The sequence below is a fragment of the Tenacibaculum sp. SSH1-16 genome, from assembly GCF_040104435.1.
In the GTDB taxonomy this organism is placed as follows: Bacteria; Bacteroidota; Bacteroidia; order Flavobacteriales; family Flavobacteriaceae; genus Polaribacter; species Polaribacter mesophilus.
Genome location: NZ_JBECOV010000004.1, coordinates 192119 through 208101, shown reverse-complemented (window position 1 = coordinate 208101; position 15983 = coordinate 192119). Strand labels below are relative to the sequence as shown.

General features: G+C 31.4%; 16 protein-coding genes. 12 read left to right on the top strand and 4 right to left on the bottom strand.

The features are described 5' to 3' along the window. The first annotated feature begins 230 nt into the window (after positions 1–230). The 4 genes from ABMY20_RS07720 (at position 231) to ABMY20_RS07705 (ending at position 5696) form a co-directional block, all read left to right on the top strand. The gene (locus ABMY20_RS07720) at positions 231–1661 is read left to right on the top strand and encodes a VOC family protein (RefSeq protein WP_173360652.1); all 1431 of its coding nucleotides are present in this window, start codon (positions 231–233) and stop codon (positions 1659–1661) included. A 126-nt stretch (positions 1662–1787) separates the two neighbouring features. Next, a complete protein-coding gene (locus tag ABMY20_RS07715; RefSeq protein WP_047789278.1) occupies positions 1788–2246 on the top strand; it encodes an Lrp/AsnC ligand binding domain-containing protein in 459 nt (152 codons plus the stop codon). Positions 2247–2282: 36 nt separating this feature from the next. Next, positions 2283–5180 (top strand): FAD-linked oxidase C-terminal domain-containing protein, encoded by a 2898-nt coding sequence (locus tag ABMY20_RS07710; protein ID WP_349265008.1) that lies wholly within the window; start codon positions 2283–2285, stop codon positions 5178–5180. Between the two features lie 63 nt (positions 5181–5243). Continuing rightward, positions 5244–5696 (top strand): hypothetical protein, encoded by a 453-nt coding sequence (locus tag ABMY20_RS07705; protein ID WP_047789280.1) that lies wholly within the window; start codon positions 5244–5246, stop codon positions 5694–5696. Here the strand turns inward: ABMY20_RS07705 and ABMY20_RS07700 are convergent. Then, complete coding sequence (locus ABMY20_RS07700; protein WP_349265007.1) at positions 5693–6628, bottom strand: arginine deiminase-related protein; 936 nt, start codon at positions 6626–6628, stop codon at positions 5693–5695. The genes ABMY20_RS07705 and ABMY20_RS07700 overlap by 4 nt on opposite strands. A gap of 330 nt (positions 6629–6958) precedes the next feature. Here ABMY20_RS07700 and ABMY20_RS07695 point away from each other — a divergent pair, with 330 nt between their 5' ends. From ABMY20_RS07695 to ABMY20_RS07670, 6 genes are all read left to right on the top strand, one after another. Next, positions 6959–7678 (top strand): DUF4272 domain-containing protein, encoded by a 720-nt coding sequence (locus ABMY20_RS07695; RefSeq protein WP_349265006.1) that lies wholly within the window; start codon positions 6959–6961, stop codon positions 7676–7678. A gap of 324 nt (positions 7679–8002) precedes the next feature. Continuing rightward, positions 8003–8557: an N-acetyltransferase gene (locus tag ABMY20_RS07690; RefSeq protein ID WP_047789283.1), complete on the top strand. Its 555-nt coding sequence runs from the start codon at positions 8003–8005 to the stop codon at positions 8555–8557. A 593-nt stretch (positions 8558–9150) separates the two neighbouring features. Further along, entirely contained in the window at positions 9151–10167 is a 1017-nt protein-coding gene (locus ABMY20_RS07685; protein ID WP_349265005.1) for a TQO small subunit DoxD, read from the top strand. 198 nt (positions 10168–10365) lie between these two features. Continuing rightward, on the top strand, positions 10366–10809 hold the full coding sequence (locus tag ABMY20_RS07680; protein WP_349265004.1) for a hypothetical protein: 444 nt from the start codon (positions 10366–10368) through the stop codon (positions 10807–10809). 35 nt (positions 10810–10844) lie between these two features. Then, positions 10845–12107, top strand: a complete 1263-nt coding sequence (locus ABMY20_RS07675; protein WP_349265003.1) for a hypothetical protein — start codon at positions 10845–10847, stop codon at positions 12105–12107. Further along, positions 12074–12622, top strand: a complete 549-nt coding sequence (locus ABMY20_RS07670) for a M23 family metallopeptidase (RefSeq protein ID WP_349265002.1) — start codon at positions 12074–12076, stop codon at positions 12620–12622. Before ABMY20_RS07675 ends, ABMY20_RS07670 begins: the two co-directional genes overlap by 34 nt. A gap of 3 nt (positions 12623–12625) precedes the next feature. Here the strand turns inward: ABMY20_RS07670 and ABMY20_RS07665 are convergent, their stop codons facing one another. The 3 genes from ABMY20_RS07665 to ABMY20_RS07655 form a co-directional block, all read right to left on the bottom strand. After that, positions 12626–12850, bottom strand: a complete 225-nt coding sequence (locus ABMY20_RS07665; protein ID WP_073181286.1) for a hypothetical protein — start codon at positions 12848–12850, stop codon at positions 12626–12628. After that, a complete protein-coding gene (locus ABMY20_RS07660) occupies positions 12837–14225 on the bottom strand; it encodes an MATE family efflux transporter (RefSeq protein ID WP_349265001.1) in 1389 nt (462 codons plus the stop codon). The genes ABMY20_RS07665 and ABMY20_RS07660 overlap by 14 nt, the downstream gene beginning before the upstream one ends. A gap of 126 nt (positions 14226–14351) precedes the next feature. Beyond that, a complete protein-coding gene (locus ABMY20_RS07655; RefSeq protein ID WP_349265000.1) occupies positions 14352–14915 on the bottom strand; it encodes a fasciclin domain-containing protein in 564 nt (187 codons plus the stop codon). A 157-nt stretch (positions 14916–15072) separates the two neighbouring features. Here ABMY20_RS07655 and tpx point away from each other — a divergent pair, with 157 nt between their 5' ends. Together tpx and ABMY20_RS07645 are read left to right on the top strand one after the other, a co-directional pair. Next, positions 15073–15570, top strand: coding sequence for a thiol peroxidase (gene tpx / locus ABMY20_RS07650; RefSeq protein WP_047789290.1), 498 nt, complete (start codon positions 15073–15075; stop codon positions 15568–15570). 6 nt (positions 15571–15576) lie between these two features. After that, on the top strand, positions 15577–15957 hold the full coding sequence (locus ABMY20_RS07645) for a diacylglycerol kinase family protein (protein ID WP_349264999.1): 381 nt from the start codon (positions 15577–15579) through the stop codon (positions 15955–15957). Positions 15958–15983: the final 26 nt, after the last annotated feature.

The following is a 15983-nucleotide window of genomic DNA, read 5'->3' as shown; positions in this document are numbered from 1 at the left end:
GTATACTAACTTACTCTCTAATAATATTAAAATTTCATCAAAGCTTGTGTACTAAAAAAGTCAAATTGACTTTTAAAAAACACTTTTTCTGTGAAAAATTGTCTTTTTGGTTTAAAAAAACACACATAAAATCAAATCAACTCAAAATAAACACCAATAAAACAAAATTCATTTTTAAACACACTAAAAAAAATTAAATTTATTTAATTTGTAGCAAATCTCAATAAACTATGTCATCAAAAAATAAACTAGAAAGTTTTACTAATACAACTGAAGAATTTGTCTCTCCAGAGTACATTCGTAACCGCTTCTCTAAAATTATGTCTGATATGTACAAAAATGAGGTACCACTTTATGGTGAGTTACTTGATTTGGTTCATGATATCAATGATAATGTTCTTTCTGAGTCTAAAGAAATTGAAGAGCAGTTAGCACATACTGGCGAATTAACTCGATTAAATATGGAACGCCACGGAGCAATTCGTTTAGGCAAACCCTATGAGTTATTTACGATGAGACGTCTGTTTAAAGTAATGGGAATGTATTCTGTTGGCTACTACGATTTAGCCCCAGCTGGTGTTCCTGTTCATTCTACAGCTTTTAGAGCTATTGAAAGCACCGCCCTTAACCAAGCTCCATTCAGAGTTTTTACCTCTTTATTACGTTTAGATTTAATTGATGATACTCAGCTTCGTAACAATGTTGAAACTATTTTAGAAAAACGTCAAATTTTTACAGAAAAAGTTTTACAACTCATTGATAAGTCTGAAAAAGAAGGTGGGTTAAATAAAGAAGATGCCGAAACCTTTGTTCAAGAAGCATTAGAAACTTTTCGTTGGCACGATACTGCTACCGTAGATTATAAAATGTACGAAGCTTTACTAAATCAACACAGATTAATTGCTGATGTAGTTGCTTTCAAAGGCCCTCACATCAACCACCTAACCCCTAGAACTTTAGATATAGACAAGGTGCAAACAAGTATGGAAACTCGTAATATTCCACCAAAAGATAATATAGAAGGACCTCCTGCAAGAAAATGCCCTATTCTATTACGCCAAACAAGTTTTAAAGCATTGACCGAAAAAGTAACTTTTAAAAACAATGCTGAAAAAGAAGAAATAGGTGAACACAAAGCTCGTTTTGGTGAGATAGAACAACGTGGTGCAGCATTAACTCAAAAAGGACTTGATTTGTATCATGAACTGTTAGGTAAAACACGTAAAGCTATTGGTGGATCACCAACTGCCGAAAACGCCTCAGAATACAATAAATTATTAGCAGAAAATTTTAAAGTTTTTCCTGATAACTATGAAGAGCTACACTCAAAAGAGTTGGCATATTTCCATTATTTCGCTACCGATAAAGCAAAAACTTTATCTAAAGAAAAAGTGTATACAAAAGCAGATGTAAACCAATTATTAGAGGATGGCTATTTAAGCATAGAACCTATGGTTTACGAAGATTTCTTACCTGTAAGTGCTGCAGGAATTTTTGCTTCAAACTTAGGAACAGATGATGCTAAACGAGAATATGAAGGTACTTCAAATCAATCTTTATTTGAAAAAGATTTAGGTGAACCTGTTTATAAGTTAACAAAATGGTATGAAGACATGCAAGATGAAAGCATACAAAACTGCTTAGCAGTAATAAATGCTTAAGCATAAAATAGAATATTGAAAAAGTGTAGCCGTATATTTGCATTATCGGCTACACTTTTTTTTTTCGTTAAAAACGATTGTTTATCTTGTAGCTTATATTAAGTTTATTCTAACAAAATTATTCTTTTGGAAAATCAATTTGATTATATAGACAAACAAATACTTTCAAAATTACGTTTAGACGCTCGTAAAGCCTATTCGCAAATTGCGGAAGAATTAAAGGTTTCCAACTCCTTAATTCATCAACGTATTAAAAAGTTAACTGCAGAAGGTGTAATTAAAAATGCAGAGTTTGTTTTAGAAGAAAAAAGCTTAGGCTATAAAACCAAATCATATACAGGTATTCGATTACGTGAAGCTCGCTTTGCTAAAGAAGTAATGCACGAGTTGGAAAAAATACCCGAAATAACCGAATGTAATTTTGTTTCTGGTTACTACGCTATTTTTATTTTAATATTTGCTAGAGACAACGAACATTTACAAAAAATACTATACGATAACGTACATTTAATCAAAGGAGTGGCAGGAACCGATACTTTTATATGTTTCGATACTTGTTTTAAGCGTCACATTCCAATAGAATAATTAACAACACTACCCACATTTTAGGTATTTAAGATAATGGTACAAACAACACAACTAGAAACGTTCAAAAAATCATTAACTGGCGAACTATTTTTTGACGACCTACATAAAAACATTTACGCAACCGATGCTTCGGTATATCGTAAAATCCCACTAGCAGTTTCATATCCTAAGAACATAGAGGATATTCAGCTATTAATTGATTTTGCTACTAAAAATAACATCACCTTAATTCCGCGTACAGCAGGAACTTCATTAGCAGGACAGTGTGTGGGAGATGGAATTGTTGTAGACGTTTCTAAACACTTTACCAACATACTGGCTTTTGATGAGATTAACAAAACCATTACGGTAGAGCCAGGAATTATTCGTGACGATTTAAACCGCTTCCTAAAACCATTCGGGTTATTTTTTGGTCCGAATACCTCAACCTCTAACCGTTGTATGATTGGCGGAATGGTAGGTAATAACTCTTCAGGAAGTACTTCTATTCGTTATGGAGTAACTCGTGATAAAGTAATTGCTATTCAAGGCTTGTTAAGTGACGGTAGTGAAGTTACTTTTTCTGAAATTACTTCAGCTGAATTCAATCAAAAGAAAATAGAAAATTCGTTAGAAGGAAATATCTATCGTGCTATTTATACAGAACTTTCTCAAGAAGCTGTTCAGCAAGAAATAAAAAAAGAATTCCCAAAAGAAAGCATTCACCGAAGAAATACAGGATATGCTGTTGATGAATTTTTAACTTCCGATTTATTTGGTGGGGCAGAACCAACTATCAACCCTGCTAAATTTTTATCAGGAAGTGAAGGAACTTTAGTGTTTTCAACAGCTATTACAATTCAACTAGACGACCTACCTCCTACACAAAGTATTATGGTATGTCCGCATTTTACTAGTGTAAACGAAAGCTTAAAAGCTACTGTTACTACCATGAAACACACACTCTATGCTTGTGAATTAATGGATAAAGTAATTTTAGATTGCACTAAAAATAACCGTGAGCAAGCCAAAAACCGTTTCTTTTTACAAGGAGATCCGGAAGCTGTGTTAATGTTAGAAGTTTCGGCAGACACTATAAAAGAAGCTGAAATATTAGCCGATAAACTTATTAAAGATTTAAAAGCAAACAATTTTGGGTACCACTATCCTAAAGTATATGGCGAAGACATTGCTAAAGTACATCAGCTACGAAAAGCAGGTTTAGGATTATTAGGAAACATTGTTGGAGACGATAAAGCGGTAGCTTGTATTGAAGATACTGCCGTAGCCTTGGAAGATTTACCTACCTATATTGAGGAATTCACCAAAATTATGGATAAATATCAGCAAAGAGCAGTGTATTATGCACATGCAGGAGCTGGTGAGCTACACTTACGTCCTATTTTGAATTTAAAGAAAAAGGAAGACGTAGTATTATTTAGAAAAATAACTACTGAAACTGCTGAGTTAGTTAAGAAGTATCAAGGATCGTTTAGTGGTGAACATGGTGATGGTATTGTGCGTGCGGAATTTATTCCGTTGATGATAGGTGACAAAAACTACCAATTATTACGAAGAATAAAAAAAGCATTTGATCCGAACAATGTGTTCAACAAAGGAAAAATTACTGATGCTTTTCCGATGGATCAAAGTTTGCGTTATGAGGTTGATAGAAATGAACCTAATATTGAAACCATTCAAGATTTTTCAGATAGCGAAGGTATTTTAAAACTAGCTGAAAAATGTAACGGTTCAGGTGATTGCCGTAAATCTCCCGAAGCTGGCGGGACTTTATGCCCTAGTTATCGAGCAACTCGAAACGAAAAAGAAACTACCCGTGCTAGAGCCAATACACTTCGTGAAGTTTTAACGAATAATACCGCTAAAAACAAGTTCGATTCTAAAGAATTAAAAGATATCCTAGACCTATGTTTGAGTTGTAAGGCTTGTGCTAGTGAATGTCCGAGTAATGTAGATATTGCTTCGATGAAGGCAGAATTCTTGTACCAATATCAAGAAACAAACGGATATTCTTTCCGCAGTAAATTATTTGCTAACAATGCTAAATACAATAAATTAGGAAGTAAGTTCCCTGTACTAACAAATTTCTTTACCAATACTACTCTAGCTAAAAAGGTTATGGGAGTTGCCACAGAACGTTCTGTTCCTAAGTTAGCAAAACAACCTTTAAGTACTTGGTTAGAAAACCATAAACCAATAGCTTCTAAAAAAACAGTGTATTTATTTAATGATGAGTTTACCAACTATTATGATGCAGAAATTGGAAAAGACGCAGTTGTTGTATTGGAAAAACTAGGATATGAAGTAAAAACCGTGAACCACGAAGAAAGTGGGCGTAGCTATATCTCAAAAGGTTTTTTAAAAGAAGCTAAAGAAATTGCTAATAAAAATGTAAACACTTTTAAAGAACTAATTTCTGAAGAAACTCCATTAATTGGATTAGAACCTTCGGCTATTTTAACCTTTAGAGATGAGTACTTACGTTTAGCAGATGATAAAACAACAGCCAAAAAGCTTTCTGAAAACTGTTACACTATTGAAGAATTTTTAGCTAAAGAACATACTAAAGGCTCTATAGACACCACTAAATTTAGCAATGAAACTAAAGAGCTTAAAATACATGGACATTGTCACCAAAAAGCTTTGTCTAGTACACACGCTTCTTTTTCTATTTTAAACATTCCTAAAAACTACAAGGTGACCATTATGAATACTGGTTGTTGTGGTATGGCAGGATCTTTTGGGTATGAAAAAGAACACTATAAAGTAAGTATGCAAGTGGGGGAAGATACGTTGTTTCCTAAGGTTAGAAACTGTTCGGTTGATACAGAAATAGTCGCTGCTGGTACTAGTTGTCGTCATCAAATTTATGACGGAACAAAGCGTTTAGCAAAACATCCTGTAACTATTTTAAAAGAAGCTTTGTTATAAATAATTGATTTTCATTACTTTATTTTGTATTTTTAAGACGTTTAACTCTTAAAATGCATTATTATGTCGAGCAATAAAATCATCTTTAACAATGCAATGCTAATTTTTACGGGTATTGTTTGCTTTTTTTTAGTTATGAAAATTTTTGGATTAGAAGATATATCCGAACTACGTTTTTTAAACTTTGCTTTCGTTCTTTATGGTATTAACAGGGCTATAAAAACCAACATTGTTAAAAACCATGAGTCGTTATATTTCAGTAATTTTTTATTAGGAATTGGAACCTCAATAATTGCTGTAGCCTTAACTGTTTTTGGGCTAATTATATATGTAGATTTTATTGATGCTAGTTTTATGACAATACTTGAACAATCTTCTTTCTGGGGGCAAAATTTAAGTTTACCACTAGTTGTATTTGCATTAGCTATTGAAGGAATTGCTTCTTCAGTTATCTGTTCTTTTATTTTAATGCAGTATTATAAAAACTATAAAATTTCAAATACAATGGTTGCTTAGGCTTTTGGCAAAAAAACCTCAGCCATCATACAACGAGCACTTCCTCCACCACAGGTTTCTATAGTTTCTAGAGAGCTGTGCAGTATTTTACAGTGTTTTTCTATAGCTTTAATTTGATTTGGGTTTAATGATTTAAAGGCGGAAGAACTCATTACTAAGTAACGCTCGTCATTTACTCCTTTAACTTGTAACATATTTCCTGCAAATTGTGTTACTTGTTGCTCTGAGATGGCAATAACTTCTTTTCCATCCGACTTTAAGTGTTTTAATACGTTTTTCTTTTCTTTTTTATCATCTATCGAATCTAAACATACCACTGAAAAACTTTCCGCAACACACATCATTACGTTTGTATGATAAATAGCTTCTCTCCTTCCTTTAACTGTTTGATTTGCTGTAAAAATTACAGGTGTGTATTCAAAATCTTCACAAAACTCAATAAACAATTCTTCATCTGCACGTGGTGATAAGGCACAATAGGCTTTTCTATTGTATCTATCTAAAATCATACTTCCTGTTCCTTCTAAAAAAATCCCTTCCTCTTCTGCTTCTGAATAGTCTACAACATTTTCAATTACAAAACCTTTCTCTTCTAGTTTTTCCAACACGTCTTCTCTACGTTCTAAACGTCTATTCTCTGCAAACATCGGGTAGATAGCTACGTCTCCGTTTTCATGAAAAGAAATCCAGTTATTTGGAAATAATGCATCTGGTGTATTAGGCTCTTTGGTATCTTCAGTAACTACTACACTAACTCCTACAGCTCGCAATTTTTCTACAAAAGCATCAAACTCTTCTTGTGCCTTAACATTGATTGATGCAGGTAACATTCCTGACAACTCTTGCTGGTAATAATTATTTACGGCTGTTTGCTCATTCATCCTAAAGTTTGCAGGACGGACCATTAAAATTGTATTTGTTGTTTGTTGCATACTGCGAAGGTAATAGATTTTTAAGTTTTTATTACAGCACAAAAACAACTAAGTTTTAGTTACGCTATGTTAATTTATCTTACCTATTCTAGGTCTACTACTAAAAACGTTGAACACTTATTTATAACACATTAAATAAAAATTACTTAAACTTTATTTATTAAGATAATAATAATGTTACCAAACAGTTTAAACCTATGAAAAAAGTAGTAACATAAATTTCTTATCAATCTTTACTATATTTTAACAAATTCTATAACAACACCTATTACTATTATAAATATTTTCACCAAAAATAAGCTATAAACTTACAAACATAAAAAACAAACTATGGGATGGTTTAACAGAAAAAAAACTTCAACGAATAATACTCAAACAACTCAAAAAGATTCTTCAATAGTTAGATCTCAATCAATTACTACTTGTCTAGACGCCGGATTTCATCCTGCAAGTTCTCTCCCTACAATTAGAGAAACAAAGTTAAGACCTGCTGATGAAATTGCAGGAAGACTCCACGCTATAAAAGCTCTTGTTTTATGGCTTATGGTGCCTTCAGAAAATTTACCCGACGAAAAAATAATTAACTTCATTAATCAAAATAAACTTTTTGGTTACATGACCCTAGAGGAAAAAGAAATACTTGATGCTTCTAGAAATAATATTGAATTAAGAAATTCTATTGGTTGGAAGTTTGAAAACGCATGGCCACTTGCTTGGTACTTTGGTTATGACGAGCCTGAAATTTCTGGTCAAATGATGACTGGTGAGCAAATGCAGGAAATCTTTATAAATTACACTTGTTCACTTGATACTTTAATTAGTGATTGGCTTCCTCAACAACACACTCTAGAAGAAGAAAAATTAGTAGAAAAAGAAGATTTATTTTACTGTTTGCATAATGCTGTAAGAAGTGCTCAACTAGGAGGAAACACTACTCCTGATGGCTTCGACCCTATTGCGAATGGAGGAGTTATACATGAACGTAGACATTCGTTAACATGGATGCTTTCTAACGGTACTGAATGGGAAAACACCGATCTTAGTACGTAAACAAATAAAACTAGAGACGTTAATTCTAAACTACATAAATTTGCAAAAATTGAAATTTTAAGAAAATAAGAATCTTTATACTAGTAATTTTACTACTTAGCTTGTGTTCATGTAAAAATACAAACAATGACTCTACTTCTTTCTGGGGAAGTGAAGCTTATACTTTTTGAAACGTTACAATACTTAATAAAAATATTACTAGTTATAGTAGTTTTAAAAAAGGGAATTCTATATCTAGAAACAAAGTAAAAATTATAACATATAAAAAGTCTTTCGGTATGAATGTTAAAATAGTTAGAAATAAAATTAATTAAAGAACTCACTATGATTATAAGAAAAGCCACTACTAAAGACACTAAAGAAATTGCTTCTTATATGTTATTAGCAATGGAAGACATTGTTTATAAATTTATAGGAGAAAGTTCTACAAAAAAAGCACTTGCCTTTTTAGAGGCATTAATTATTCAAAAAAACAACCAATACTCTTATGAAAACTGTTGGGTTATAGAAAGTGACAATAAAACTATTGCTGCAGCTAACATATATGATGGTGCAGATTTAAAAAAACTTAGAAAACCAGTAGCTGCATTAATAAAAACCATGTTTAATAAAGAACTAACATACGAATACGAAACCCAGCCTGGTGAGTATTATATTGATTGTATTGGTGTAAACCCTAGCTACCAAGGTAAAGGTGTTGGTTCTAAAATACTAACCTTTTTAATTGATGAATATGTTCATAAAAAGAGTGAAACATTAGGTCTTTTGGTTGATAAAGATAACCCTAATGCTAAAAAATTATATTTAAAGCTAGGTTTTAAAGTTATTGATCAAAAAACATTAGCCGATAAAGAAATGGAGCACTTACAAATACAGTAACTTTATTAAGAAAACTATAACACACAACACTCCGTTTATTTTATAAGTTTACAATGTGAGAAAACACAGTAAAATACCTAATACATCATCCCTATTTCCAATAGTAGGGCTAGTATTTTTATTGCTATTTTCTCCCTGTAAGGTTAGAAACTTTATACAAGCAGAACTTAGTGTTCCTCTTACAGAGGTTTCGAGTAAAAGTCAGACCACCACGAGCAATCTTAGTTGTTATAGTCGTGAGGTTACAGACATTTCTCTACTACAAACAATACCTTCTTCTATTAAGGTTTATCCTTTTTTTATAAATAGAGCTTTTAACCTTTCTTTTAGCTTTGGTGAAATTTTTCATTACAAAACAAGGATTGATTATCAAAAAAAGAGAGATGTAACAACTTCAGTTCCTCTTTATATTTTATTTAAAAACTTTAAGGTTTATCTTTAATACCACTTTCCACTTAATAGTTTACTTTAATAAAAAGTAGAATTTAACAACATCAAGTAAAACAATAACAACCTACATAAACAATGTTTATGTAACTCGTGGCTATGCCTTAAGTTTAAATAGCTAGCCTCACTTAACTTAAATAAAAAAAATGATTAACAACAATATAAAAAATGATTCTGGACTTTTAGTTCTTGCTATACGTTTAGTTATTGGCTGGACATATTTTTCTGCCTTTTGGAGAAGAACAATTTTAGCTAATAAACTTGATCCTGAAGTAGCTGGGTACATTGGAGAAAAATTCAATCACTTTCTCCCTAACGCTTTAGGCATTAAACCTCTTATTCAATATTTAGTAGAAAATCCTGACATCCTATGGTTAAACATGGTAATATTTACCATTATTGAAGGAATTGTAGGTTTATTCATCATATTTGGTTTATTTACCAGAATAATGAGTATTGGTGTATTTGGGTTGGCAATGGGAATTCTCCTTGGCTCTGGTTGGATAGGTACAACATGTCTTGACGAATGGCAAATTGGTGTACTTGGAATTGCAACAGGTTATGTACTTTTTTTAACAGGCAGCGGTAAATATTCAATAGACAACTACTTCATAAAAAACAATTTTTCCTTTACTAAAAAGAAATGGTTTGCATGGTTAGGGTCAGGAGTTATACCAATTAAGAACCATATTTTTCCAAAATTTGTTTTAATAGGATCCTTGACTATTTTAGGAATGACTTTATTCACAAACCAAGTATTTCATGGCGGAGTTTGGGGTACACTTCATAACAAATCAGTAAAACCTAAATTAGAAATAACAGAAGCTAAAATTAGCAACGATATACTTTCTTTTGACCTTTTTAGAACAGAGGGTGTTGATGTTTACGGTTCTTGGGTTATCTCTGTTGAATTATCAAACCAACAAAATAATACTGTTATTCAGTATTCTCAAAAAGACTTAGCTTCTTTAACTAATGAAAACATCTTAAATTATTATGTTGCTAAAATAAAACCAGATAAACACAGCTTGGTTGTGCCTTTAGGTGCTAAAGCTAAAATGATTTTCAAAAATCAAGTTTTTTCTAATCTTTCTAACGGAACATATACATTAAAAATAACTGATATTAGTGGTGCTTTTTGGACACATCAAATAACTAAATAGACCTAAAAACGCAATAGTGATAGAAATACGCTATTGCGTTTCTTTCATAAACTTTAATCATCATTCACAAGCTAATCTTATATTTTTTTTAACAAATTTCGTGTCGATTGCCTTTGTTTTTATAAATAATTTCACCCAAAAAAGCTATTAAGTGTTTTCTACACTTAACCTCTTGCTAATTAAAACACAAAGTAGACTATGAGTAATCAATTAAATTTTAAAGAATTAAACTTTAAACTAGCAGTAATTAATGAATTAATGTATGTTCAAGAAGTATTAGAGCCTAAATTAGACGTTTATGAGTTTATAGAAAAACAGCGAAACTTATCTAGCTCAGAAGCTTATGATGTTATTGAAGAAGAAGGTTATGAAATTATTCCTGAAGTATTAGAACATTTTAAAAACTTAAAAATTACTTCAGAAATGGTTGAAAACATTGAAGAACTAGACATGGATGGTGGTGACGAAATCTATGGTCAAATTATTCCCTTTTGGGATGGTGAAGATGATGTATTTAGTGTAAACTCTGCTGTTGATGCTAAACTACTTCCTAACTTAAAAAACATTTCTCTTCTTTACAGCAAAAATGATTCACTTTTAGAAGAATTTCAAGAAAAAGGAATTGAAGCTGATTGGCTATAAAAAAGTAAAACATATTTAAAAAGTAAAAGTATATAATGGAGACTAGTAAAGCAAACGACAAAGAAATACAACAAGAATGGTGTAAAATTGGCGAAACTTATGCTACTGAGGTTAACAAGATGGTTTCTTTTGGTGAAGAACATGGTTGGGAAAATTGGAAAGGTAAAGAACCAGAAGACAATCGTGATCATTTAGCTGATGTCGTGGTACAAAAGTTAAGAGAAGCCAATAAAACTGGACATATTGAAGAGTTCAGAAAACAATACCCACCTTCTCATACTCCATTAATAAAATATTTTAAAGAAAAAGGACAAAGTATTGAACAGCTATGCTTTATTGAAAATGAAAAAATCGTTTTTGTAACAGGTAGCGCCTATCAAAATAGGCAAGCCTATCTTCTAAACAACAGAACACTTATTAAATTAGATAATACCATTGATGCCATAGGAAAATCTCATCAAAACAACATTTTTGCAATTAAAACTCCAAAAACATTAATTACACGTAAAGAATGGGATGGAGAAATTATTGAAACTTTTGAGTTAGGCGATATAAATGAATTAGGTATTTCAAATATAACACCCTTCAACGATGGAAAAAAAGTACTTATTACTACTTCAGAAGGAATATTTTTAATATCTAAAAACAAGACACACATGATACATCCTTTGCCCGATTTAGAAGATGAAGAATGGGAACCATACATAGACATGGAAAACGCTGCTTTATCTAATGACAATAAATATATTGTAGTTGGTGATCAATCTTTTGATCATCGAGTATTAGATAATGAAGGAAATCAAATTGGAGAAATTGGTCCGCAATCTTCTTATCCTCATTTTTGCCTATTTTCTAAAGACGACAAACAACTTATTACAAACTCTTGTCATTTTTATAACGGAATTACCATAGGGGTTGATGCTAAGAACTTAAACGGATTAGAAGTTGAATCTTATGTAGATGAAGCAGATAATTTTAAGGTTATTGATGATGAAATGAGAGTGTATGTTGGTACAGCTACTAAAGACTATTACATTTTAGGTGATGCTTACGGATACATTAAAGCTTTTGATAAAAATGGGAACTGTATTTGGCGACATTATCTTGGCTCTACCATTAGCGGTATTACAATTTCTGACAACAATCAAACTTTATGGGTAAGTACCTATGCTGGAATTCTTCATAAATTAAAATTAGGTAAAGGGCACAGAGATACACATACCATTGGTAATGGAAATCATTATGAAGATTTCAGATTAATTCTTTGGAAAGAAGAAAAAAAAGAGCTTTGGTGGTAAAGGCTATTAAAATAAAAAGAAGAGTTCTTATTATTTTAGTGCTTCTATTAACAGGTTTTTTAATTCCTCAAAACTTAAAAATGCCTGTTAAGGGAGCTACCAAATCAGATTACAACCCAAAATCATTTTGGTATTACCCTTGGGGAAAATCAATTACTCACAAAGGGGTTGATATTTTTGCTAAGAAAAATACTAAAATCACTTCTTCTACTCTTGGAATAGTTTTATTTTCTGGAAAAACAAGTATGGGCGGAAATACAGTACTAGTTTTAGGTCCAAAATGGAGGCTACATTATTATGCACATTTAGAAAACGTAAAAACATCTTCTTTAACTTTTGTAAATAATAACTCAGTAATTGGTACTGTCGGAACTAGTGGGAATGCCGCTGGAAAAGCTCCACATTTACACTACTCTATACTTACTATAATACCTTATGTATGGAAGATTGATTCAGAAAGACAAGGGTGGAAAAAAATGTTTTATCTAAACCCTATTGAATTTTTAGAAGTTTAATTTTTAATCTAACCCTTCCATTTCTGCATCATAAAACAATCCTGCAGCTTCAATTAAGCTTTCTAACTCATTAGCTAAATCTTGTTCATTTTCATTTGATAAATCTTCAAACCATTCAACTTCATCGTCTTTTAAATTAATTAAAAAACGAGGATATTCAGTATGCAAAACGAAAATATCTTCTGGGTGTTTACTATTATCTGCTAATAAAAATTTAGGTAAGTTCATGGTGTTTTGTTTTAATAAGTTTGATAGTTAATTTGTTAAATCGTATAAATAATAAGATTGACGCTGTAGTTAATCCTGCTAGTAATCCTAACCAAATACCAAAGCTACCATACATATCTTTTGCTCCAAAGAAAAAGCTAATCGGAAAACCAACTATCCAATACGATATAAAAGTTATTAATGTAGGTATTTTAACATCTTGTAAACCACGTAAAGCACCTAACATTACAACTTGTATACTATCACTAATCTGAAAAATTGCGGCAGCAATTAATAAGTTTGCTGCTATACTCATTACCTCCATATTATCTGCATAATTTTCAGCATCGCTTAAATCAACATATAAATTTGGTAATGATTTATGAAAAACAAAGAAGAAAGTAGCAAATACAACCGCTAATATTGTTCCTAAGAAAAATATTGAAAACGCTATTCTTCGTAATTCTTTATAATTTTTTAATCCTTTTTGATTTCCCACTCTAATCATAGAAGCAACACTTAACCCGGTTGCTACCATAAATGTCATCGAAGATAAATTCAATGCTATTTGATTTGCTGCTTGAGGGTTTTTACCTAACAATCCACTTAACCAAATTGCTGCCGTAAAAATAGCTACTTCAAAAAACATTTGCATAGCACTTGGTGTACCTAAATTTAATATTTTTCGAATCATCAAAGTATCTAAAACAAAAAACTTAATATTGGTTACCAAGCGTTTTGAACGTTCCTTTTTACTTAACAACCACCACAGATATACTACCATTACAAACCTTGAAAGTAATGTTCCATAAGCAGCTCCTACTATTCCTAACTCTGGAAAACCAAACTTTCCATAAATAAATAAGTAATTAAGTAGCACGTTTAACACATTAGCTATTAATGTTGCATACATAGGGTAACGTGTCATCGACATTCCATCGCTAAACTGTTTAAATGCCTGAAAAATAATCATCGGAATTAATGAAAAGGCTACCAAATCTAAATATGGAATCGCTAACTCAACTACTTCTATAGGTTGTTTCATTAAATACATTAACGGCTTCGAAAAGAAAACAGCTAAAAACAGTACAAGCCCCATCATAGTGCATAAAAAAAGTCCATGCTTAAAAGTAGATTTTGCTTGCGTAAAATTATTTGAAGAATCTGCTTCAGCAATTAAAGGAGTTATTGCGGTAGAAAAACCAATACCTAAAGACATAGCTATAAACATAAAGCTATTTCCTAATGAAACTGCTGCCAACTCAGCAGTTCCTAATTGCCCTACCATTATATTATCTATAAAACTCACAAAAGTATGTCCCAACATACCTAACATTACAGGAGCTGCAAGTTTTAAGTTATATTTAAATTCTGATGTATATTGCTTAATGTTCAATTTAGTACTCTTTTCAGCTTGCAAAAATACAACTGTTATCTAAAATAATACAGGGTTATGACAAAATAAAAACCGCTTAAAAAAGCGGTTTTTATAACATCAAATAATTACATTATATTCTAATCTTTATGATTTTGGTAATAAAACGCTATTAATTACATGAATTACTCCATTAGATTGATTTACATCTGCAATAGTAACCTTTGCTTTACCTCCATTTGCATCAGATATATAAACATTTTTTCCTTTCATCCATGCTGTGATTTTACCTCCGCTAACAGTTTCTATAGAAACCTTACCTCCTTTATCTTTTATTAATTTCACTAGTTCGTTTGCACTCCATTTACCAGCAACAACATGATACTTCAAAATGGTCTGTAACTTCATTTTATTTTCTGGTTTCAATAATGATTCTACTACTCCTTCTGGAAGTTTATCAAAAGCCTTATTTACAGGAGCAAAAACTGTAAAAGGTCCTTTGCTTGATAAAACATCTACTAAGTTTGCTGCTTTTACAGCGGCTACCAATGTTGTATGATCTTTAGAGTTTACAGCATTTTGTACAATGTTTTTTGATGGATACATTTCTGCACCTCCAACCATTTTTGTTTTTTCTTGTGCCGTAATACTATAGCTGGTTAATAAAGCGACTACTAAAACGGTTACTTTTAAAAAGTTTAAGGTTTTCATAAATAATGATTTTTAAATTAATATTTCTATTTAATCATACCTACGAAAAAGATTGTCTTTTGGTTTTATAAGAAATTAAATCTCTAAGGAAAACTTAGAATATTCTTATAAGTTATTTAATTATTCTTATTTTTGATTTTCCTAAAACACATATAAAATGGCATCAATAACACTAAAAGGGAGCCCTATTGAAACAATAGGTAACCTACCTAAAATAGGAACTAAAGCAATTGATTTTTCATTAGTTGCAACTGATTTATCTATTAAAAAATTAGATAACTTTAATGGTACTAGGTTAATTTTAAATATTTTCCCAAGTGTTGATACAGGTACTTGTGCTACCTCTGTTAGAGAATTCAACAAAAAAGCAGCCAATTTAGAAAACACTAAAGTTTTATGTATTTCTAGAGACTTACCTTTTGCTCAAGATCGTTTTTGTGGTGCTGAAGGTATTGAAAATGTAGTAATGTTATCTGATTTTGCTGCTGGTAGATTTGGCAAAGACTATGGATTGGAAATTGTTACAGGACCTTTAGCAGGCTTACATTCTCGTTCTATTGTTATTATTGATGAAAATGGTACTGTAACCTATACAGAACAAGTAAACGAAACTGTAGACGAACCTAATTATGAAGCTGCGTTAAAAGCTCTTTAAGAATATATGAAGAACCCGAATGACGGCTTTTTAAAAGGACGCATACGTAGTATTAAATTTGCAGTAAAGGGAATGTGGTTATTAATAACTACAGAAGATAGCATAAAGGCTCAACTTACATTTGCTTTAATTGCTGTTTTCCTAGGTTTTTGCTTTAACATATCTGCAACCGAATGGATAGTTCAAGTGTTAGCTATAGGAGTTGTTTTAGTTGCTGAAGCTCTAAATACTGCCATAGAAAAAGTAGCTGATTTTATACACCCAAATTACCATAAAAAAATAGGTTTCATTAAAGATATTGCTGCTGGTGCTCCTGCATTTGCAGCTCTTGTATCGTTAATTATTGCTGGAGTAATTTACCTTCCTAAAATAATAGCTATATTGTAGCGTTCAATTTATTCCTAACAAAAATA

Excerpts from the sequence above, each read along its gene's own strand:
- ABMY20_RS07720 (WP_173360652.1), top strand. The coding sequence starts at position 231 with ATGTCATCAAAAAATAAACTAGAAAGTTTTACTAATACAACTGAAGAA.
- ABMY20_RS07710 (WP_349265008.1), top strand. The coding sequence starts at position 2,283 with ATGGTACAAACAACACAACTAGAAACGTTCAAAAAATCATTAACTGGC.
- ABMY20_RS07705 (WP_047789280.1), top strand. The coding sequence starts at position 5,244 with ATGTCGAGCAATAAAATCATCTTTAACAATGCAATGCTAATTTTTACG.
- ABMY20_RS07700 (WP_349265007.1), bottom strand. The coding sequence starts at position 6,628 with ATGCAACAAACAACAAATACAATTTTAATGGTCCGTCCTGCAAACTTT.
- ABMY20_RS07695 (WP_349265006.1), top strand. The coding sequence starts at position 6,959 with ATGGGATGGTTTAACAGAAAAAAAACTTCAACGAATAATACTCAAACA.
- ABMY20_RS07690 (WP_047789283.1), top strand. The coding sequence starts at position 8,003 with ATGATTATAAGAAAAGCCACTACTAAAGACACTAAAGAAATTGCTTCT.
- ABMY20_RS07685 (WP_349265005.1), top strand. The coding sequence starts at position 9,151 with ATGATTAACAACAATATAAAAAATGATTCTGGACTTTTAGTTCTTGCT.
- ABMY20_RS07680 (WP_349265004.1), top strand. The coding sequence starts at position 10,366 with ATGAGTAATCAATTAAATTTTAAAGAATTAAACTTTAAACTAGCAGTA.
- ABMY20_RS07675 (WP_349265003.1), top strand. The coding sequence starts at position 10,845 with ATGGAGACTAGTAAAGCAAACGACAAAGAAATACAACAAGAATGGTGT.
- ABMY20_RS07665 (WP_073181286.1), bottom strand. The coding sequence starts at position 12,850 with ATGAACTTACCTAAATTTTTATTAGCAGATAATAGTAAACACCCAGAA.
- ABMY20_RS07655 (WP_349265000.1), bottom strand. The coding sequence starts at position 14,915 with ATGAAAACCTTAAACTTTTTAAAAGTAACCGTTTTAGTAGTCGCTTTA.
- tpx (WP_047789290.1), top strand. The coding sequence starts at position 15,073 with ATGGCATCAATAACACTAAAAGGGAGCCCTATTGAAACAATAGGTAAC.
- ABMY20_RS07645 (WP_349264999.1), top strand. The coding sequence starts at position 15,577 with ATGAAGAACCCGAATGACGGCTTTTTAAAAGGACGCATACGTAGTATT.